General features: G+C 61.2%; 13 protein-coding genes and 2 tRNA genes. 6 read left to right on the plus strand and 9 right to left on the minus strand.

The window, feature by feature from the left end; genetic code table 11:
- The first annotated feature begins 216 nt into the window (after positions 1 to 216).
- The 3 genes from RWL87_RS08135 (at position 217) to RWL87_RS08145 (ending at position 6,370) form a co-directional block, all read left to right on the plus strand.
- On the plus strand, positions 217 to 1,437 hold the full coding sequence (locus tag RWL87_RS08135; RefSeq protein ID WP_313969540.1) for an exonuclease SbcCD subunit D: 1,221 nt from the start codon (positions 217 to 219) through the stop codon (positions 1,435 to 1,437).
- A complete protein-coding gene (locus RWL87_RS08140) occupies positions 1,434 to 4,715 on the plus strand; it encodes an SMC family ATPase (protein WP_313969541.1) in 3,282 nt (1,093 codons plus the stop codon). Before RWL87_RS08135 ends, RWL87_RS08140 begins: the two co-directional genes overlap by 4 nt.
- A gap of 65 nt (positions 4,716 to 4,780) precedes the next feature.
- Positions 4,781 to 6,370 (plus strand): MFS transporter, encoded by a 1,590-nt coding sequence (locus tag RWL87_RS08145; protein WP_313969542.1) that lies wholly within the window; start codon positions 4,781 to 4,783, stop codon positions 6,368 to 6,370.
- 168 nt (positions 6,371 to 6,538) lie between these two features.
- Here RWL87_RS08145 and RWL87_RS08150 read toward each other — a convergent pair whose 3' ends face one another.
- The 8 genes from RWL87_RS08150 to bcp all read right to left on the minus strand — a co-directional run bounded on the left by RWL87_RS08150 (position 6,539) and on the right by bcp (position 16,101).
- Positions 6,539 to 7,186, minus strand: a complete 648-nt coding sequence (locus RWL87_RS08150) for an MBL fold metallo-hydrolase (RefSeq protein ID WP_294618464.1) — start codon at positions 7,184 to 7,186, stop codon at positions 6,539 to 6,541.
- A gap of 9 nt (positions 7,187 to 7,195) precedes the next feature.
- Positions 7,196 to 8,287, minus strand: coding sequence for an S-(hydroxymethyl)mycothiol dehydrogenase (locus RWL87_RS08155; RefSeq protein WP_303959448.1), 1,092 nt, complete (start codon positions 8,285 to 8,287; stop codon positions 7,196 to 7,198).
- 140 nt (positions 8,288 to 8,427) lie between these two features.
- Positions 8,428 to 9,498: an alpha/beta hydrolase gene (locus RWL87_RS08160; RefSeq protein WP_313969543.1), complete on the minus strand. Its 1,071-nt coding sequence runs from the start codon at positions 9,496 to 9,498 to the stop codon at positions 8,428 to 8,430.
- A 100-nt stretch (positions 9,499 to 9,598) separates the two neighbouring features.
- Positions 9,599 to 10,990, minus strand: coding sequence for a YihY/virulence factor BrkB family protein (locus RWL87_RS08165; RefSeq protein ID WP_303971007.1), 1,392 nt, complete (start codon positions 10,988 to 10,990; stop codon positions 9,599 to 9,601).
- 262 nt (positions 10,991 to 11,252) lie between these two features.
- Positions 11,253 to 12,734 (minus strand): malate:quinone oxidoreductase, encoded by a 1,482-nt coding sequence (locus tag RWL87_RS08170; RefSeq protein WP_313969544.1) that lies wholly within the window; start codon positions 12,732 to 12,734, stop codon positions 11,253 to 11,255.
- A 324-nt stretch (positions 12,735 to 13,058) separates the two neighbouring features.
- Positions 13,059 to 15,206 carry an ABC transporter substrate-binding protein gene (locus RWL87_RS08175; RefSeq protein ID WP_313969545.1) on the minus strand — a complete coding sequence of 716 codons (2,148 nt, stop codon included), beginning with the start codon at positions 15,204 to 15,206 and terminating at the stop codon, positions 13,059 to 13,061.
- A 150-nt stretch (positions 15,207 to 15,356) separates the two neighbouring features.
- A tRNA-Leu gene (locus tag RWL87_RS08180) sits at positions 15,357 to 15,438 on the minus strand.
- A gap of 186 nt (positions 15,439 to 15,624) precedes the next feature.
- Positions 15,625 to 16,101, minus strand: a complete 477-nt coding sequence (bcp, locus tag RWL87_RS08185; protein ID WP_298699130.1) for a thioredoxin-dependent thiol peroxidase — start codon at positions 16,099 to 16,101, stop codon at positions 15,625 to 15,627.
- A 186-nt stretch (positions 16,102 to 16,287) separates the two neighbouring features.
- Here bcp and RWL87_RS08190 point away from each other — a divergent pair.
- Positions 16,288 to 16,360 (plus strand) — tRNA-Lys (locus RWL87_RS08190).
- Positions 16,361 to 16,997: 637 nt separating this feature from the next.
- On the opposite strand, the gene RWL87_RS08195 is transcribed toward RWL87_RS08190, so the two are convergent.
- Complete coding sequence (locus RWL87_RS08195) at positions 16,998 to 17,537, minus strand: hypothetical protein (RefSeq protein ID WP_313969546.1); 540 nt, start codon at positions 17,535 to 17,537, stop codon at positions 16,998 to 17,000.
- A gap of 461 nt (positions 17,538 to 17,998) precedes the next feature.
- Between RWL87_RS08195 and RWL87_RS08200 the strand changes: the two genes are divergently transcribed.
- Both RWL87_RS08200 and ilvN read left to right on the plus strand, forming a co-directional pair.
- Positions 17,999 to 19,801: an acetolactate synthase large subunit gene (locus RWL87_RS08200; protein ID WP_313969547.1), complete on the plus strand. Its 1,803-nt coding sequence runs from the start codon at positions 17,999 to 18,001 to the stop codon at positions 19,799 to 19,801.
- A complete protein-coding gene (ilvN, locus tag RWL87_RS08205; protein WP_070593899.1) occupies positions 19,801 to 20,301 on the plus strand; it encodes an acetolactate synthase small subunit in 501 nt (166 codons plus the stop codon). The genes RWL87_RS08200 and ilvN overlap by 1 nt, the downstream gene beginning before the upstream one ends.
- Positions 20,302 to 20,405 lie beyond the last annotated feature (104 nt).

A 20,405-nucleotide genomic window follows, 5' to 3' on the forward strand; every position in this document is an offset into this window, starting at 1 on the left:
TCGAGGACGGAGCCCCCGCTCCGCATGAGCACCTATGCCGCGGAGGGGTGCCTACTCCGAGGATGGGGATGCGCTAGGCGGCTTTGCACTCACGCTCGCGGGGGAGTGCCCCCTCATCGGTGCCTGAGGCACCTCGAGGACGGAGCCCCCGCACCGCATGAGTGCCTGCGCCGCGGAGGGGTCCTCCCCTGAATGACGAACCGCGAGGCGCAAAACATGAGGCAGTGCCATACTGAAGGCATGAAGATTCTGCACACCTCCGACTGGCACCTCGGCCGCACCTTCCACCGCAGCCCCCTCACCCGCGAACACCAGCAGTTCATCGACGAACTGCTCGACTACGTGCACGCCGAAGGTATCGACACCCTCCTCATCAGCGGCGACGTCTACGACAGCACCATCCCCACCGCCGAAAGCACCACCCTGCTCGACCAGGCGCTCACCCGGCTCATGCGCGCCGGCGTGCAAGTCATCCTCAGCTCAGGCAACCACGACTCCTTCCGCCGCCTCAGCTACGGCGCCGCCTTCTTCGAAGCCTCCGGCGTGCACCTACGCACCACCATCGAAGACGCCACCCGCCCCGTCGAACTCACCGACGGCGCCTTGCGCGTACACGTCTACGCCATCCCCTACCTCGCCCCGCGCCTCCACGCCACCGCCCTCGGCGTAGAGCCCACCCACCAGGCCGTCCTCGGCGCCATCACCGACGCCATTCGTGCCGACGCCGCAGAACGTCGCGCCCGCGGCGAAGGCGCCGACCGCATCATCGTCATGAGCCACGCAACCGTCAGCGACACCACCGGCAGTGACACCACCGCCAGCGCAGACACCACACCCCGCAGCGACTCCGAACGCGACATCAGCGTCGGCGGCATCGACTGGGTACCCGCCTCCCTCTTCGACGGCTTCGACTACGTAGCCCTCGGCCACATCCACAAGCGCTACCCCGTCACCCACACCATCCGCTACAGCGGCTCACCGCTCGGCTTCTCATTCAGCGAAGAACACAACCGCAACGGCGCCTACCTCATCGAACTCACCCCCGGCGAAGAACCCACCATCAGCGGCCACGAATGGGCAACCCGCGTACACATGAAAACCCTGCGCGGCACCATGGACCAGCTGCTCAACAGCCCCGAAAACAGCCCCTACGAGCAGGGCTACTACTGCCGCATCGAACTCACCGACGAAACCCTACCCGTCGGCGCCGTTGACCGCCTGCGCAGCCGATACGAAACCATCTCCCACTTCAGCTACCGCAACACCCAACCCGCCACCGACAAACCCGCCGCCGCGCCCCTCACCCGCGACGCCGACCCCGTCGAAACCTTCGACCAATTCCACCAATACGTACGCAACCGCCCCCTCACCAGCGAAGAACGCGACGTCATCACCACCCTCAGCGACCACATCAAAAGCCACAAGGACAACGCATGATCCTTCACAACCTCGAATTCGAAGCCTTCATGGCATACCCCAAGCGCCAAGAAATCAACTTCAACGCCCTCAACAGCGCCGGCGTATTCCTACTCAACGGCCCCACCGGCGCCGGCAAAACCACCATCCTCGACGCCATCTGCTACGCCCTCTACGGCGAAACCAGCAGCGACCGCGAATCCGCCAAACTACACTCCACCTACGCGGCACACAGCGGCACCAAACCGCACGTGCTACTCGACGTGACCCTCCACGGCAAGCGCCTGCGCATCGACCGCACCCCCGCCTACAACAAACCCATCACCCGCGGCGCCCGCAAAGGCCAGATGCGCGAAGAAAGCGCCAAAGCCACCCTCGCCGAACTCGCACCCGGCGCCGACCCCTCCGACGAAAAGGCATGGACGCCCATCTCCAGTAGCGTCGCCGAAGTCAACCGTACCATCGCCGAACGCACCCACCTGACCAAAGAACAATTCCTCAAGGTCGTACTGTTGCCGCAGGGTCAGTTCGCGCAATTCCTCAAGTCCAAGCCCAAAGAACGCAAAGAACTGCTCAAAAAGATGTTCCCCGTCGAACACTACGAGCAGCTCTTCGACGCGCTCCTTGAAGAATCGAAAAAGGCTCAGCAGGACGTCGCCCAGGACGAAAACACCCAGCGCGGCTACCTTGAACGTGCCCGCGTAGAAATGCTCGCCCTACAGGCCCTACTGGATGCTGCAGATCCGGAGGCTGAGGGCACCGATACCGAGGGCTCTGCTGTTGAAGGGTTTGTGGAGGCGGGGGAGGAGCCGGAAAACCTCACCGCTGAGAGTGTCACCGCCGAAACCCTCGACGCATGGGTCGCCGGCGGAGTAGAACGCGCCCGCGAAACATCCGCGCGCGAAAAGCAGGAGCAGCAGCGCCTCACTGACGAAGCCGACCGGAACACCCGCCTGCTCGCCGAACGCGCCCAGCTGCAGGCCGACTGGCGCGAATACGAGCAGCTCTGCGAGCGCCGCACCCGCCTGACCGAACGCGCCGACGAGCACAAGGCGCAGCGTGAAGAGCTGGCGCAGGCGCGTGCTGCCGCGCCCCTGCACGCACAGTACACGCAGGTCCACGCCGAATCGCAGGCGCTCGCCGCCCGGGAACAGGAGCAGGCAGCGTGTGCTTCCGCGTTGGATGAGACTGGTCGCGCCCTGCTTGCGGCACTGCGCGATGAGGAAACCTCGGCAGACGTCACCTTTCCCGAAGAGACGACCTTCGCCGCACTCCCTTCCCTCGAGCCCGCTGAACAGGAAACCCAGCTCGAGGCGCTCCTTGACACCCTGCGCGTCCTGCAGAAGAAGGATGCGCAGCTTACCGACGAGGAAGCCACCGTTGCCGCCCTGCTGAAGCAGGCTAATGCCCTCGAGCAGGACAAGGCGCGTGCCGAAAAGACCCTGAGCGACCTGACCGCCGCCGCCGAGCAGCTTGCCGAAGAACTCGCCGGCTACAGCACCGCCGACGAGGAGCGTACCCTCGCCGCGCACCTGGTTACCGAGGTGCAGCAGAAGCACGATGCCGCTCAGCAGATGCAGCAGAAGCTGGATGCCGCCTCCGCCGCGGTCGCAGCGGCCCAGAAGCAGAGCAAGCGCACCGCCACCGCCGAGCAGAAGGCGCAGGAAAAGTGGCAGGCTTCGGCTCAGCAGGCGCTCGCCGCGACGGAGGAGTTCAAGAAACTGCAGGTGCTGCGCCTCGCCCAGGCCTCGTCTCTGCTGGCGCGTGAGCTCAAGGACGGCGAACCCTGCGCGGTCTGCGGTTCAGTGGAGCACCCCGCTCCGGCGCGGATTGCCGAGGGCGAGCAGCTGGTTGAGCGTGCCGACCTGGACGCCGCCAAGGAGCGTGAAGACAAGGCACACAAGCAGGCGCGTACCCACGAACTGGCTAAGGATCGGGCGACCAAGGCACATCAGGAAGCCTCCGAGGCGCTTGCCGCCGCCCGCACCCAGTACGAGACCCTGGTGGCTCAGGGCGAGTGCGATGTTGAGCAGACTGCCGCCCAGCTGCAGCAGGCGCAGACCCGCCTCGCGCAGGCTCAGTCGCGCGTGACGGCGCGTGACGGCGTGCTGGCGAAGGTTGAGCGGGTGCGGGTTGAGCAGCAGAAGGCTCAGGAGGCGTTGCGCACCATCGAGGGTGCGGCGGTTGAGGCGCAGACGCGTCACCGTGACGCTGCGGCGCGCTGTGAGACTACTGCGGCTGATTTGGCGCCTGCTCGTGCGGCGGTGGGTTTCGCGCAGCGTGTTGAGGCTGTGGAGGGCTACCGTGCGGCGCATCAGCGTCTGGCGCGTGCAGTGTTGCTGTTGGGGCAGGCGCGGGAGCGTCATGCCCAGGCGGCAGCGCAGGCGCAGCGTCTGCTGGGCGAGTCGGCGTTTGAGAGCGCTGAGCTGGTTCATGCGGCGGTGCGCACCCCCGAGCGCATCGATGCTCTGGAGCAGGCTGTTGCCGCGTATGAGCTGGAGCACGCCCGCCTCCTTGAGGGCTTTGGCCGTGAGGCGATTGTTGCGGTGACGGCTCGTGTTGCCGCTGGCGAGCAGGCGCCGGATGATCTGCAGGGCGTGCGTGAACAGGTTGAGCAGTTGCGCGCGGCGGCGCACCGTTTGACTCTTCGTGAGGGTGAGCGGGAGAGCGTTCTGCGTTCCCTACAGGCGCTGCGCGGCGAATACGCGGCGTTCCGTGCGAAGACAGCGCAGCGTTATGACCGTGCGCAGATGCTGGCGAACCTGGCGGCGGCTGCCCGCGGCGACACGCTGGGCGGTTATGAGCATCAGGTTGACCTGGTGAGTTACGTGCTGGGCGCTGAGTTTGAGCGGATTCTGCATTCGGCGTCACTGCACCTGGATCGTATGAGTGAGGGCCGCTACGGCATGGTGTTCAGCGATCACCGTGCGAAGGGTAGCCGTTCCGGTGGCGGCCTGAACCTGGAGATTACCGACACCTGGACGGGCGAGCCGCGTGAGGCGTCCTCGCTGTCCGGTGGCGAGTCGTTCTTGGCGTCGCTGTCGTTGGCGTTGGGTTTGGCTGAGGTTGTGCAGGCGAATAACGGCGGTATCGAGCTGGACACCCTGTTCATTGATGAGGGCTTCGGCACGTTGGACGCTGAGACCCTGGACATGGTGATGGGCACAATCGAATCTCTGCGTGATAGTGGCCGCACTATTGGCCTGATTTCGCATGTGGAGGAGATGAAGAACCGTATTCCGGCGCAGATTGTGGTCGAAAAGGGTCAGAACGGCTCCTCGGTGAGGGTAAACTCCTAGTAGGCATAAATTCGCTTCCGGGCCGCTGTTGTGGCATGTCCGGCGGCTTATTCGTGAAAGAGATGATGACCTCGACACCTCAGGATAGGGACCCGAATTCAACGTATCGTGTGGAACCTTCGGCTGATGCGCGTACTGGCGCATCCGCGCCGGAGGTTCCTCCGCGCACCATGAAGGTGAGCCCCGCCTCCGATGCGCTGAATAAAATGCGTGCTTCGGGCACGGGCATTCCGACGGTTCCGGGCACCTCCCTGACGGATGTGGTGCGCAACAACGAGCACGTGTTGCAGGAGTTGCCGCCTCGCCCGATTCCGGCTGCGGATGAGATTAATACGAACGCGTCGGTTCCGGACATTTTGCGTCAGCATTGGGCGTTGTTCCTGCGCAACGGTAAGGAGCAACGTCGTCACCTGTATGCGGTGCTTCGTGCTGAGGGTTTTGCCCGTAGTGTGTTGACGATTCTGTTCCACATTCCGGCGGCTTCTTCGGCGTTTGCGCTGTATATTCTGCTGGCGAGCCACCTGGGTAGTGTGCATGATGGCGGCTATGCGGTGGCGGCGTTTACCGGCGCGTATTCGGTGCAGATTATGCTCGGCCCGATGCTGGTTCGTGCCCTGGGCTTGAGGTCGCTGCTGGCGATTACGTCGCTCCTGAATATTGCCGCGGTGCTGAACATGCTGGTGATTGGTTGGCGTCTGACGGTTGACCCGAATAACGTGAGTACGACCTACCATGCGTTGTCCTGTGTGGCGATGGGTTTCACGACCCCGCCGTGGACTCCGTTTGCGCTTGAGTCGCTGTATCGCCGTAATTATCAGTACAGTGATGTTCGCTTGTCGACTGCGGTTTCGTGGGGTACTACGGCGAATATGTCGATGCACCCGCTGGCTGCTTTGCTGGTGTGGCTGGGCGATGCGTACATCACCCCGAATAATGAGTATGCGGGCTTCTGGATCACAATCATTCTGGATGCGCTGCTGTTCATTGTGGTGCTGGCTGCGCCGAGGTTGCTGCCGGATATTTCGCGTATTCGTATGGCTCCGCCGCAGAATCTGGTGCGTCCGAGCCGTCAGACGGTGGTGCTGATTCTTGGCCTGGTTCTGCTGGGTGCTTGCATGGGTTCGGTTGGTTCTGGTTTGCTGGGCTTCTCGCTGATTCATGGTTCGATGAACCTGTTCATGGCGATGGTTGCGACCGGTACTGGCGCGCTTGTCGTGGTGGCTTTCCCGGTGGTTCTGGGTGGCCGCTCGGTGAACCCGTGGCACGGCTGGCTGGCGAGTGGCGTTATGCTGATTATGGCGGCGCTGTATTTGCCGGCGAGCGATGATACGTCCACGATTTTCTATGCGTTGGTGCTCTGCGGCGCGGTGCTGGGTGTAGCGTTTGGCGGCCATGAGCTGTGGCTGAATCGTTCGCTCAAGCACATTCCTGATGCGCAGGCGAGCTTCTTTACCCGTTCGATGCTGGGCATTGGTCTTGCGATGGGTAGTATGTGGGGCGGCTATATGGGCGACGCTCCGTATTACCGTAACGCGTTTATGGTGCCGGTGATTATTGCGACGCTGTATTTTGCGTTGGGTCACTTGTACGGCTACCTGTGGCGTTCTGAGCATGAGGAGCAGCTGACTCCTTTGTCTGAGACGGCACGTAGCTAATTCAGCACGCGGCTAATTCAGCACACGGCTCGACCGAACGCATCTGAGCTTGAGCGTTGCGAACGCATACTAAAAGGCGGATGCCCCGCCACCTTCTGTGGGTGGTGGGGCATCCGCCTTTTGTGTACCGTGCTCGGCTTTTTTGCGCCTCAGCGTGAGGCTACAGGTTTAGTGACCGCGCTTGATCCATGCCGGAAGCTCGGGCGCCTCCAGACCGATGCCGGTGCTGTCGCCGTGGCCGGTGAGGACCGCGGTGGACTCGGGCAGGGTCAGCAGGCGGGTCGAGATCGACTCGATGATGGTGTCGAAGTCACTGTAGGAGCGTCCGGTTGCGCCGGGGCCGCCGTTGAAGAGGGTGTCGCCGGAGAAGACGACGCCTTCGCTGTTCTCCCAGCTGAGGGTGGGTGCGTAGAAGCACACGGAGCCGGGGGAGTGGCCGGGGGTGGCAAGTACGGTCAGCTCGGTCTCGCCGATGCGCAGCACGTCGCCGTCAGCGAGTTCGTGGTCGAAGTCCCAGGAGGGGTACACCATTTCCCAGAGCACACGGTCCGCGGGGTTCAGGTAGACGGGCGCGCCGAAGCGTTCTGCCGCCTCCTTGGCGCTGCGGATGTGGTCGTCGTGGGCGTGGGTCAGCAGAATCTTCTCCACGGTGCGGCCTGCGACGGTGCGGGAGATCTTGTCGACGTCGTGGGCGGGGTCAATGATGATCACGGAGGAGTCATTGCCGACGATCCAGACGTTGTTGTCGACGTCCCAGCAGCCACCGTCCAGCGAGAAGGTGCCGGAGGTGACGACTCGTTCAATACGTTCGCTCACGCTACGCTCCTAGAGTTCCACGACCGAGCGCAGCACGCGGCCGGTCTTCATGGTTTCGAATGCTTCGTTGACGTCCTCGAGGGTGATGCGCTCGGAGACGAAACCGTCCAGGTCGAGGCGGCCGAGCAGGTACTGGTCCACGAACTCGGGGAAGTCGCGGGAGGGCAGGGTGTCGCCGTACCATGCGCTCTTAATGGAGCCGCCGCGGCCGAACACCTCATCCAGCGGGATGTTCCAGGTGGTGCCGGGTGCGGGCACACCGACGAGCACGACGCGGCCAGCCAAATCGCGTGCCTCGAAGGCCTGCTTGAAGGTGGGGGCGATGCCGACAGCGTCGATGACGAGGTCTGCACCGAAGCCGCCGGTGAGTTCCTTGATGGCCTCGACGGGGTCGACCTTGGAGGAGTTCACGGTGTGGGTTGCGCCGTGCTCGCGTGCGCGTGCCAGCTTATCTTCGTCGATGTCGACGGCGATGATGGTGGTTGCGCCACCGAGCTGTGCGCCCGCGATTGCTGCGGTACCGACGCCGCCGCAACCGATGACTGCGACGGACTCGCCGCGCTTGAGCTCACCGGTGTTCAGCACAGCGCCCAGACCTGCGGTGACACCGCAGCCGAGCAGACCGATTGCTGCGTACTGTTCGGGGCTGATGTCAGCGGTGATCTTGGTGCACTGACCTGCCGCGACGAGGGTCTTCTCAGCGAAGGAGCCGATACCCAGTGCGGGGGTGAGCTCGGTGCCGTCCTCGAGGGTCATCTTCTGGGTTGCGTTGTGGGTTGCGAAGCAGTACTGCGGCTGGCCCTTGCGGCATGCACGGCACTCGCCGCAGACGGCACGCCAGTTGAGGATGACCAGGTCGCCGGGGGCGATGTCGGTGACGTCATCGCCGACAGCCTCGACGATACCTGCGGACTCGTGGCCGAGCAGGTAGGGGAAGTCCTGGCCAACGCCGCCGGTGACGTAGTGGTGGTCGGTCTGGCAGACACCGCAGGTGAGGACCTTGACGAGTGCTTCGCCCTTGCCGGGGTCGGGTACGTTGATGGTGGTGACGGTGACGGGGGCGTCCTGGGCGAGGGCTACAACGGCCTTGACCTTGTGCATGCTGTTCCTTTGTTTGGGGGGATTGCGGTTGAGGCTCAACCGCTAGATAAAGGTTTTTTGATATGTTCCCATTCTAAGAGCTAAGGCATACCTGACGCACCCCGGGTCTGAGCGTGAAGCCCCCAGGGGAATATGACGTTTTATGACGTCGCCGCTTCCACCTCTGCCGCGAAGGCGAGCGCACTGCGCCGGAACGCGCCCGAGGTCAGGGCGTTCACGTGGTCGCGGCCGGGCAGGGAGATGAAACGGTTGAGCGGGTTGTCCTCGCGCACCATGTCGTAGAGTTCGGCGCCGTCGGCGGCGATGGTGTCCGCGTCACCGAGCACAACCGCAATGGGTGCGTGCGGATGCGCGCCCGGGTGGCCCGCAGGCAGGTCGGGGGATCCGGCACGCAGGGCGGGCACGTCGAAGAACGGACCGAAGGGAATCCGCACGAACTTCAGTAACGCGTCGGGCTGAATGGGGGAGTTGTCAATAATCGAGGTGAAGGACGCAATCGCCTCGTCGGTGGAGTCAACCGCCGGGGTTTCTGCGCTCGCGGAGACGCTGGTTCCCTCGTGCGCTTCGAGCATGGCGCGCAGGGTAATGAGGTGGTCGTGTAGGGGCAGGCCGCCCAGGGTGAGGGATGCGACTGCCTCCGGGTGGGTGAGGGCGAGTTCCCAGCCGACGCGGGCTCCAAAGGAGAAGCCAATAACGTGCGCGCGGGGCTCCAGTTCAACGCCGAGGTCGTTCTCGGTGGCGACGGTGCGCAGCAGCTGGGCAAGCATAGTGGTGAATAGGTGCATGGGGGTCAGCGGCCGGCCCGCCGCATCAACGGAGGGCACCGCATCGACAGAGGGCACAGAATCGAACGGAATCGTGCCGCTACGCACGCTCGTGTTGTTGGGGAGCTTGCAGTCGATGGCGTGCATGGATTCGGGGTCTTTGAGGTATTCGTCTGAGTGGTAGGGCAGGGTAACAATCAGCACGGGGTATCCGGCGCGCAGGTATTGGCGGATCCAGCTGGTGCCGCCGTAGAGCTGTTCGCCGCGGGTGGCGAAGCCGTGAATCATGAGGGCGGGGACGCGGCTTTTGAGCTGCTGCGGCTGGTAGAGGGTGTACTCGAGGTCGGGGAGAACGACGGCGGGTGCTGCGGCATCGGGCGCATCAACATTGGGTGTAGCGGCGTTGGGTACAGCAAAGGGCGCGGGAGAGAAATCTGCACTGGTCATATGTCTATCTTAGTGACCAGCGCAGGGTTTCTGTCCTGCGCCCTTTTCTATCTCGCGCCCTTGATGCGTTGAGGCGGTACGCGCTCAGCTGAGCTGCCGCTTAGTTCTTCTGTGCCGCACCGGTTGAGTTATCGGTGCCCAGGTCGAAGAGCGCCTCCTGCTGAGGTTCAGCCTTTGCGCTCGCTTCTGCCTTCGCCGCGGTTGCCTCAGAAGCCTGAGTTTCGGCGGCATCGGCCTTAGCCTGCTTCTGCTGCAGCTGCTCCTTACCGTTTTCGATGCGTTCCTTACCGTCGGCAATGAGCGTGCGAATCATGGTGGTGTTGGTGTCCACAGCCTTCTGCACGCGAGCTGCAATGGAGGGGCCCTTCGGCTTGGGGAGCATGCCCTGGCCTGCCGCCTGCTGCTGCAATTCGCGTCCGGCGGACATGAGGCGTTCGCGCTGTTCTTTCATCGCACGGGATGCTGTGGTGCTGCGCGGCTGAACCTTCAGGTGTCCGTGGTCGTCTTCGCCGGCGAGTACCTGGCGCATGAGCATGATTTCTGCGTCCAGGTGCGCGCCGAAGAGGAGCATATTGTTCATGATCCAGATGAACAGCAGCATCACGATCACACCACCAATGAGGCCGTAGGTGGCGTTGTACTTGCTGAAGTTGTTGGCGTAGAGGGTGAAGCCGAAACCGCCCAGGCTCATGCCGAAGAGCGCCAGCGCCGCACCGGGGGAGAGCTTCCACTGTTTGAAGCGGCGCACGTTCGGGGTTGCGGCGTAGAGCAGAGTAATCAGGGCGATTGCCATGAATAGGATGAGGACCCAGCGGCCGTTGAGCCAGATGAGCTTGATGAGCTCCATGTCCACGGTTTCGGGTACATACCGACCGACCATGTCCAGGACGGTTACACCCAGCAGCATCATGAGCATCATGAGTACCACGAGGATGATAATCACGGTGGTGACGAAGACGTTCAGCGGCTTGAGAATCCAGCCGGGGCGGCCTTCACGCACGTTGTAGACAGTGTTGAGAGCTCGGCCGAAGGATCCGGTGTACCCAGAGGCGGACCAGAGCGCACTGAGGATACCGGTCAACAGCACCAGGCCTGCGCCATGGTCGCCGGTAATCTGCTTGATGGGGTCTTCCAGAATGGCGTACATCTGGGCGGGCGCGTTGTCCTTGAGGAAGGCGAGGATGACGGCGGCGCTTTCCTCACCGTGACCGAATACGCCCAGCAGGGAGACAATCGCCAGCAGGGCGGGGAAGATGGACAGCACGGTGAAGTAGGTGAGTGCTGCCGCCATGTCGGTGCCGCCGTTTGCGCCGAATTTGTAGATGGCACGGCGCAGAATGTAGAGGATGCTGCCCTTGGGGAAGTCGCGCAGTTTCACGCTTGCGTACTTGGGGGCTGCGGGCTTCTTCTTACGGGAGAAGAGTCCGCGTCGAGCTCCGGCGGGTACCTGGGTTGAGGAGGTGTCCGTGGAAGAGCCGGTGTGTGCAGCCAATGGGGCTCCTTGAATGAGTGGGATGTACACAGTGGTGCGCCTATGAGCTTCAGCGTGTGGGCGCACAGAAGGGGCGAGGAGAACAATGAGCTGTCCTTCCCGCCCCTGCGGTGACATTATAGGGTCTTCTAACCCTCCCGCATTTTTCTGCGAGTGCAGATAGCTGACCTATCGGTCAGTTAGAGAGGGTAACCGCCCCGAAAAGCCTCAAAAAAGGCTTGTCAGCTAGGGTATAAAGCTACCTGCTGAGCCTAACTGAAAACTAGTTGTGAATACCCAGAACCTTAGCGGTGTGAGCCATCAGCTCATCAGCCAGGTCGTGGTTATCGTTGAGCTTCACACCGTAACCGGGGATGAGCTCCTTCAGGCGAGGCTCCCAACCGGCAATCTTGGAGGGGAAGCACTTAGCCAGCAGGTTCAGCATAATCGGAGCCGCAGTAGAAGCACCGGGGGATGCGCCCAGCAGAGCCGCAATGGAGCCGTCCGCTGCGGAGACAACCTCGGTACCGAACTGCAGGATGCCGCCCTTCTTCGCGTCCTTCTTCATAATCTGGACGCGCTGGCCAGCCTCGATGAGCTCCCACTCGCCGCCGTTAGCCTCGGGGTAGTACTGGTACAGCGACTCGAGGCGTGCGTTCTTGTCCTTGACCAGCTCGGAGAGCAGGTACTTGACCAGGGAGAGGTTGTCGATGCCTGCGCGGGTCATCGGGTAGATGTTGTGCGGGCGCAGGGACAGCGGCAGGTCCAGCAGGGAGCCCTGCTTCAGGAAGTTGGTCTTGAAGCCAGCGTAGGGGCCGAACATGAGGGCGCGCTTGCCGTCCACGTAGCGGGTGTCCAGGTGGGGAACCGACATGGGAGGTGCGCCCACCGAAGCCTGACCGTACACCTTAGCGTTGTGCTGGTTTGCGGTTGCCTCGTGGGTGTTGCGCAGGAACAGGCCGGAGACGGGGAAGCCGCCGTAGCCCTTGCCCTCTTCAATACCGGACTTCTGCAGCAGGTGCAGAGCGCCACCGCCGGCGCCCAGGAAGACGAACTTCGCGTTGATGGTCAGCGGCTCTTCCTTGTTGATGCGGTTGATAGCGTCAACGGTCCAGGAGCCGTTGGACTCGCGGTTCAGGTTGGTGACCTGGTAGCCGTAGCGAACCTCAACACCCTTGGTCTGCAGGTAGTCAATCAGCTGCTGGGTGAGGGCGCCGAAGTCAACGTCGGTACCTTCGGGGGACCAGGTCGCTGCGATCGGGTCGTTACCCTTGCGGCCGTTGACGGTCAGCGGTGCCCACTCGCCAATCTTCTCGCGCTCGGTGGAGAATTCCATGCGCTCGAAGAGCTTCTCCTTGCGGAAGGAATCGTAGCGTGCTGCCAGGTACTTGGAGTGGTCCTCACCGAAGACCAGGGACATGTGGGGGACCGGGTTGATGAAGTCTGCGTTGCCCAGGATCTTCTCTTCAACCAGGGATGCCCAGAACTGGCGGGAAATCTGGAACTGCTCGTTGATGTTCAGCGCCTTAGCTGCCGAGACGGTGCCGTCGGGGCCAGCGGGTGCGTAGTTGAGTTCGCACAGTGCCGAGTGGCCGGTACCTGCGTTGTTCCAGGGGTTGGAGGATTCCTGAGCGGCCTTGTCGAGGCGTTCGAGCAGGACGATGTTCCAGCTCGGTTCGAGTTCCTTGAGGAACACGCCGAGGGTGGCGCTCATGATGCCGCCGCCGACCAGGACGACGTCGGTTCGTTCAGTACGTGCTACCACTGAATTCTCCCTTAGGGGTGCGGGTGCCCGGCCTGGGCACAGTGAATGTGGGGTACATCATCTAGCCTACTCCTTTTAGTGGGGTTGGCATAGTCAGAATCCACAAAACGAGAGAGAGTGTTGCAGTTCATATCAATAAATCTCTTAGGGTCGAAAAGACCCGTAATCGCATGCATTTGCTACACCCGCCGGCAATAACCCGAAAGCAGCTCCAGAAATACCCGCCCACCGGCTACCCGAAAGCCCCACGAAAGCCCCAAACACGGCGAAAGGGGCGCACCCCAATCGGGATGCACCCCTTTCCACAAAAGCTAAAAACGCAGGCTACGACTTGCGCAGCTTACCGAACAGCTCAATCGCATTCTGCTCCGTCTGATAGCCCTGAACCTCACGGCTCACTGCCACCTTCGACGTCACATTCAGCAGCGGAACCGCCGGCATGAACTGACCCAGCTGAGACACAACCTTTGCGTACAGTTCACGCTGTGAATCCACCGAATCGGCAGAATCCGCGGTGCGAATCGCCTCCAAAATCTCCGTAAAACGAGGCGACGGTGCCACCGCCACAGCAGTAGGCTGCGGCGAAGGCGACGCCGAAGGGCTCGGCGAGGCAGAAGCCGAAGCCTCCTCCTCAGGCGTCAACGGATCCGGCGAATAACTCGGCTGCGGGCTCGGAGTCTCAGAAATCCGCACATTCGAATCCGAACCACCCGACGACGGCACATCAGAACTCTTCTTCGTCAAACCCGTCGTCATATCTGCCGGCGCGTTAGCAATCAACGAACGCACCTGATGCTCAGCAATCAGCGGCGCCAACACTGGGCCAAAGAACGCATACGGGTCACGGTACATTCCGTAGAAACCAGCCAGCGTAATACCGCGCTCAGAAGAAACCTCACGGCTCTTCGGCAGATACTCAGCCCACGGCAGAGGCACCGGCTTAATATTCAAACCCACCTCAATCAGCGAAGCCACCATCTCCGAATACACCTTCTGCGGAGTGTCCATCCACGGCAGAGACACATCGGCAGGGTAGTAGCACTCAATCACCTGGTTGTCGTACCCAGCCGCCGCCAACAGCGAGCGCGCCGTATCCTGATTACGGTCCGTGTAATCCTTCGCGTCATCAGCCTTAATGCGGAACGACGGCGAAATCAGCGTCTGTGCATCCGAGGTGCCCTGCGGGTAATACTGACGTAGCGCGCCACGATCCACCGCATGCGAAATAGCGCGACGCACCGAAATATTCTTCAACACGGGATGCGCCGTATTCAGGCTCAAATACACCAGCGAGAACGGGTCACGGCCCGGAGTCTGATAACCATCACGCGCCAACTGGCCCAGATCAGAAGAATTCACCTGATCACACGCATCAATGTGACCCTCCATCAGCGCAAAATAACGCTTATCCGACGAAGTGAGGGTCGAAATCTGAATCTCATCCAGCTCCGGGGCCTGACCGTCAAAATGGGTATTCTTCAGCAGACGCACCGTGCCAGCCTCGAATGACTCCACACGGAACGCACCCGTACCCACCGGGTTACCCGTCAGCTTCTGATCAGAACCAAACAGTGACGGGTCAATAATGCCGAACGCCTGCTGCGTCAAAATACGCGGGAACGCCAACGAAGGACGCGACAGGGTCACCACCACAGAGTTGCCCTTCGCCACCACCGACGAAACCAGCGGCAAGAACGACTGCACCGCAGACGACTGAGCTGCACCCGTCTTCGGCGCATTCTTACTACCCGGCTGAGCAGGCTCAGAAGCTACCGCAGAAGCGCTAGCCGAGGCGGTAGCCGACGGGGTAGCGGACGCACTCGCAGACGCAGAAGCGCCCGGGGTCGCCGCACCCGACGGCGACGCCTGAACCGGCGCAGGCTCCACCGCCGACGGATCAGACGAACCCGGCTTCGGTACACCAAAACCCCACGCAAACAACGGCTGAGCAGGCACCGCCAAAGCAGCAGTACCCTCACCTGTAGCTAACGCCTGCCACCTCTGGAAATTCTGCACCACAGCAGCCGCAGTCAACGCCACACCACTACTAAAATGCACATCACGCAACACAAACGTATGCGTCAACCGGTCATCAGAAACCGTCCACGCACTACACAACGAATCCTGAACCTCAGGATCACCCGTGTAATGATTCGCCACCAACAACGTCTGCAAAACCTGCGCCGTCACCTGATACGTACTCGCCACAGGAAACAACGCCGGATCCAAGCCCAACGGAGCAGCACCCTGCGCAAAACGGAACACACGACGCACATCAGCAGACGACGCGCTCGCACTCGCCGAAGAACCAGCAGAAGACTGACCAGAACACGCAGAAAGTGCCAAACCAGCACTAAAAAACGCGCCAAAACGCAAAACGGCGCGTCGACTCAAGCCACTCGAGCCAGCAGTGGCTCGCAGCAGCGCATCAGAATTGCCAACAGCTGACGATGCATGAGGCTGATGCTGCACGGGAGGGTCCTCTCTTCCGTCGCGGATGCTTATCTCTCAGGATAACGGTTCAACACCCATCCGGGCGAGACACCCCACCCGGGCAAGATACATACAAGAGAACCCGCCGCCACGACAACCGTGACGGCGGGTCCAATGTAAATGTGTGTGTGCGCGAGGGGGGACTTGAACCCCCACGCCGTAAGGCACAGGAACCTAAATCCTGCGTGTCTGCCAATTTCACCACTCGCGCGCAGTGTCACCCCACACCCGAAGATGCATGCGTCTAAGGCAACAAAAAATTAGTGTACACGAGGAACCAAGGTTCTCCAAGCCTTAAAAGAAGCCCCCATAGGGCTAAAAACCAGCAAACACGCCGAACAACAACCCCCTCAGGAAGCAGTCGAACGGCAATCAGCAAACCCTAAAAAGCACGACCCTACTTCGGGTCAATACCCAAATCACGACGCAACTTAGCCACATGACCCGTCGCACGCACATTGTACTGAGCCACAGAAATAACACCCTGCTCATCAATCACAAACGTCGAACGAATCAGACCCTCATACACCTTGCCGTAATTCTTCTTCTCACCCCACGCGCCATACGCCTCAGCCACAGCATGATCAGCATCAGACAGCAGCGGGAACGTCAACGACTCCTTCTCCACAAAACGGCCAATAGCCGCCGGCGAATCCGGAGAAACACCCAACACCACGTAACCCAGCGACTTCAACGACGCCAAATTATCGCGGAAATCGCACGCCTCCTTCGTACAACCCGGAGTAGAAGCCTTCGGGTAAAAATACAAAATCACCTTGCTACCCGCATAATCACTCAGGCTGTGCTCCTTACCCGACGCATCAGAAAGGGTAAAAGCAGGCGCCGGAGTACCCGGCTCAAGACGAACACTCATCAATAACTCCTCAAAACAACAAAAACTAGGGGAGGGGCGGATGTGCCCCACACAATACACACAGTCTAGTGTCCCACACACCCCACCCAAACAATGTGTCCAGGCTCACTCCGTTTCAACTTGCGCACACCACAAAAAACCGCGTATAGTATTTTTCTGTTGCAAGGGAAACCTTGAAACAAGCAAGCGCCTCTAGCTCAATTGGCAGAGCAATTGACTCTTAATCAATGGGTTCTGGGTTCGAGTCCCAGGGGGCGCACATCAAGAAAGATCCCGCTGATTCTTCGGAATCGGCGGGATTTTTGCGTTCCCTCGTGAATACAGTTTTACGGGCTTGAGGAGTTGGGGCTCGGCTTTGTTTTTAATGGTGCGCGCCGCATGTTTCCTCCGCGCCTACGCAGGGGCACCCGTCACCCGGACGCTCCGCTCTTCCTTGCTTCGCTGCGGAGAGCGTCCGTGTGACACCCTGAGGGCGCATCCGGAAAACGCGGCGCGCTACCGAGGTTTCACCCGACTTCTCAGCGTATCTGTGGTTCAGGGGTTCGCGGCGGTCCCGCCGGGGTTGTGGTAGATGTGCGGGGTTTTGTGTGCGCCCCGTGCCTAGCGAACTGGGGCGGGGGAGGGCTGTCGCCTTTTAGCGTGTTACGTGGTGGTTGGTGTTTTGCGTGTGGGGCGGGGGAGGGCTGTCGCCTTTTAGTGTGCTGCTTGATGGTTGGCGTGGGGCGCGCCGAGGTGTCGGTGCCGTCCGTAGCGACATCAGGGTGCCCGAAGCGAAGCGAGGGCGGGTGCCCCTGTAGGAGCGAGGACGTGCACCGCCCCTCAAGCGTCCCGTAGACACGCGAAAGCCCGCCGCAGCCACAAGCCGCAGCGGGCAATCACCTCAAAAAGTCACATGGCTACAGGACCGGCCAAATCCGCGTCACAAACTCACGGAAATCCTCAACATCCTTACCCTGCTCCAACAAGCCAGTGCCAAAACGCGTCGCAACCTCCGCATTATCCTCAAACGACAAATAAAACGAGCTGCCATTCACCGACTCAAGCGTCACCGCATCATCACCCACACGGTAAGCATGCAGCGCATTCGTATTATCAATCGTCGTAGCCGTACCCGCAGGCGTCAACGCAGGCAAATTCACCGGAGCAATAATCACCTCATCCGGCGCATCCTGATAACCCACAATAAAATGCTCCTGATTCGGGTACTGATGCAACGCCAAATCAGGATTACGGTAAACCGCACGGCCCGTCGCATACACCAAATTGTAGGCACCGTAATTAATAATCTGCTCGTCAAAAACCGGGTGCAGAACCCGAATGAGTTCCTCACCCGTCAAAAACTCGCTACTCTCAACAGAGTTACGGGGGTCAACAACCTCTGCGTACTTACTTGCTTCGGTCAGCTCATCAGCGACCGGGATGATTGGTTCGGTCATAGCTTCAGTCTACCGGGGCAACCAACGAAGGTCACGAGTATTCGCACATATTACGCGCCATGACGTCCAAAAATGCGAGTTTTTCTCACCTGTTCAAAAGAGCGCCCAAGAGTGCACGCACGCGCACAAGGTGTCCACATCATGAAAGAAAGTATTCGACCTGCGCCTTTATGAACAAAAACGGGTGTGTTGCCCGACAGAGATTTGACTCACCCCCTCTCGGGGCGCACCATAGAAGGGTGAAGACAGCAATGTTCCAGCGAATTCTAAACCTTGTCGACGTCGCCTAGGGCGAGTGGCAGGGTCTATTCACTGCGACTGAGCGCCCCTACCGCTACCACCAACAGCGAGGGGCATTTTTTATAGCTTGGTACCCCCGGGCATAGGATGCGTGAGGATCACACAAACCCCACGCAGAACATTGAGTACAACGAAGAACCATTAAGACACGAGGCATTTCCATGACTATGGGATTTTCCACTTCTGATGACGCGGCAAACGCTCCCGCAGAACGCATGACCGGTTCTCAGGCAATCGTCCGCACCCTCGAAGACCTGGGTGTGACTGACGTATTCGGCCTGCCTGGTGGAGCCATTCTGCCGACCTATGACCCCCTGTACGACTCCAAGAAGGTCCGCCACATCCTGGTCCGCCACGAGCAGGGCGCAGGCCACGCAGCTCAGGGCTACGCAGTGTCCAGCGGTAAGACCGGCGTGTGCATCGCAACCTCCGGCCCCGGCGCAACCAACCTGCTGACCGCAATCGCTGACGCGAACATGGACTCCATCCCCCTCGTCGCAATCACCGGCCAGGTGTCCACCGCGCTGCTCGGCTCCGACGCATTCCAGGAAGCTGACATCGTCGGCATGGCAATGCCCATCTCCAAGCACTCCTTCATGATTACCGACGCGCAGGACATCCCCCGCGCACTGGCTGCAGCATTCCACATTGCATCCACCGGCCGCCCCGGCCCCGTGCTCGTGGACGTCACCAAGGATGCGCAGGTCGGCATGATGGAATACCGTGGCATCCCCGAAGACCTGGAGCTGCGCGGCTACACCCCCGTTACCCGCGGCCACTCCAAGCAGATTCACGAAGCTGCAAAGTTCATTACCGAGTCCAAGCGCCCCGTCTTCTACGTCGGCGGTGGCCTGGTACGCTCCGGTGCCTCCGAAGAGTTCCACAAGCTGGCTAAGCTCATCGGCGCACCCGTCGTCACCACCCTGAACGCAATCGGTGCGTTCCCCGACTCCGACCCCCAGAACCTCGGCATGCCCGGCATGCACGGCACCGTCCCCGCCGTCGCCGCAATGCAGAAGTCTGACCTGCTCATCACCCTCGGCGCACGCTTCGACGACCGCGTCACCGGTAAGCTCGACTCCTTCGCACCCGAGGCTAAGGTCATCCACATCGACGTTGACCCGGCAGAAATCTCGAAGATCCGCTTCGCAGACGTGCCGATCGTCGGCGACCTCAAGTACGTTCTGCCCGAGCTGACCGACCTGCTCTCCACCGAGTTCGCACAGCAGTTGCCGAACCTCACCGAATGGTGGAACGAGCTCAACGTCATCCGCAAGGACTACCCGCTCGGCTACGAAAAGCCCAACGACGGCCTCGGCTCCCCCGAGTACGTTCTCGAGCGCATCAGCGCCCTCACCGGCCCCGACGCATACTACGTCACCGGCGTTGGCCAGCACCAGATGTGGGGTGCACACTACATCCAGCAGGAAAGTCCCCGCCACTTCATCAGCTCCGCAGGTCTCGGCACCATGGGCTACGGCGTTCCCGCCGGCATGGGTGCAAAGGTCGCACACCCCGACTCCACCGTGTGGATTATCGACGGTGACGGCTGCTTCCAGATGACCAACCAGGAACTGGTCACCTGCGCACAGAACAACATCCCCGTCAAGGTTGCCATCATCAACAACTCCTCCCTCGGTATGGTGCGCCAGTGGCAGACTCTGTTCTACAACGAGCGCTACTCCAACACCGACCTGAAGGACGGCCACGGCACCGTACGCATCCCCGACTTCGTCAAGCTCGGCGAAGCATACGGCTGCGCAACCTTCCGCTGCGAACGCGACGAAGACGTGGACGCAACCATCAAGGCTGCCCTCGAAATCAACGACCGCCCCGTCGTCATTGACTTCACCGTCAGCCCCCACGCACTGGTCTGGCCCATGGTCCCGGCAGGCGTATCTAATGACAAGATTTGGATTGCGAAGAACACTTCGCCCGAGTTCGATCGTGAGGGAGAGAACTAATGTCTCAGCACACTCTGTCCGTTCTGGTAGAAGATAAGCCGGGCGTTCTCACCCGCGTCTCCGGTCTGTTCTCCCGCCGACTGTTCAACATCCTCTCCCTGGCTGTGGGTCCCACCGAAAACCCCGGTGTCTCCCGCATCACCGTCGTAACCGAAGGTGACGCCCACACCATCGAGCAGATCACCAAGCAGCTGAACAAGCTCGTTCACGTGCTGAAGGTCGTCGAGCTTCCCGCCGACTCCTCCACCCAGCGCGACCACATCCTGATCAAGGTCAAGGCAGACCCCGTAGTCCGCCTGCAGATCGTTCAGGCAGCCGACCTGTTCCGCGCATCCGTGATCGACGTTTCCCCCGAGTCCCTTGTCATCGAGGCAACCGGCTCCCAGGAGAAGCTCAATGCACTGCTGGACGTTCTCGAACCCTACGGCGTTCGCGAAATCGTCCGCGCAGGCACCATCGGCCTGGCACGTGGCCCCCGCGCCATGAGCGAGCGCATCTAACACCCACCAGGGTGCCACACCAACCCCGCACCAGCGGGAAATAGCGTCGGGTATCGCACCGCTACAACCGGGAAAACCGGTAGCGATGCGATACCCGCCCCTAT

Source organism: uncultured Rothia sp. (assembly GCF_963555405.1).
Lineage (GTDB): Bacteria > Actinomycetota > Actinomycetes > Actinomycetales > Micrococcaceae > Rothia.

Excerpts from the sequence above, each read along its gene's own strand:
- RWL87_RS08135 (WP_313969540.1), top strand. The coding sequence starts at position 217 with ATGAGGCAGTGCCATACTGAAGGCATGAAGATTCTGCACACCTCCGAC.
- RWL87_RS08140 (WP_313969541.1), top strand. The coding sequence starts at position 1,434 with ATGATCCTTCACAACCTCGAATTCGAAGCCTTCATGGCATACCCCAAG.
- RWL87_RS08145 (WP_313969542.1), top strand. The coding sequence starts at position 4,781 with ATGACCTCGACACCTCAGGATAGGGACCCGAATTCAACGTATCGTGTG.
- RWL87_RS08155 (WP_303959448.1), bottom strand. The coding sequence starts at position 8,287 with ATGCACAAGGTCAAGGCCGTTGTAGCCCTCGCCCAGGACGCCCCCGTC.
- RWL87_RS08160 (WP_313969543.1), bottom strand. The coding sequence starts at position 9,498 with ATGACCAGTGCAGATTTCTCTCCCGCGCCCTTTGCTGTACCCAACGCC.
- bcp (WP_298699130.1), bottom strand. The coding sequence starts at position 16,101 with ATGAGTGTTCGTCTTGAGCCGGGTACTCCGGCGCCTGCTTTTACCCTT.
- RWL87_RS08195 (WP_313969546.1), bottom strand. The coding sequence starts at position 17,537 with ATGACCGAACCAATCATCCCGGTCGCTGATGAGCTGACCGAAGCAAGT.
- RWL87_RS08200 (WP_313969547.1), top strand. The coding sequence starts at position 17,999 with ATGACTATGGGATTTTCCACTTCTGATGACGCGGCAAACGCTCCCGCA.
- ilvN (WP_070593899.1), top strand. The coding sequence starts at position 19,801 with ATGTCTCAGCACACTCTGTCCGTTCTGGTAGAAGATAAGCCGGGCGTT.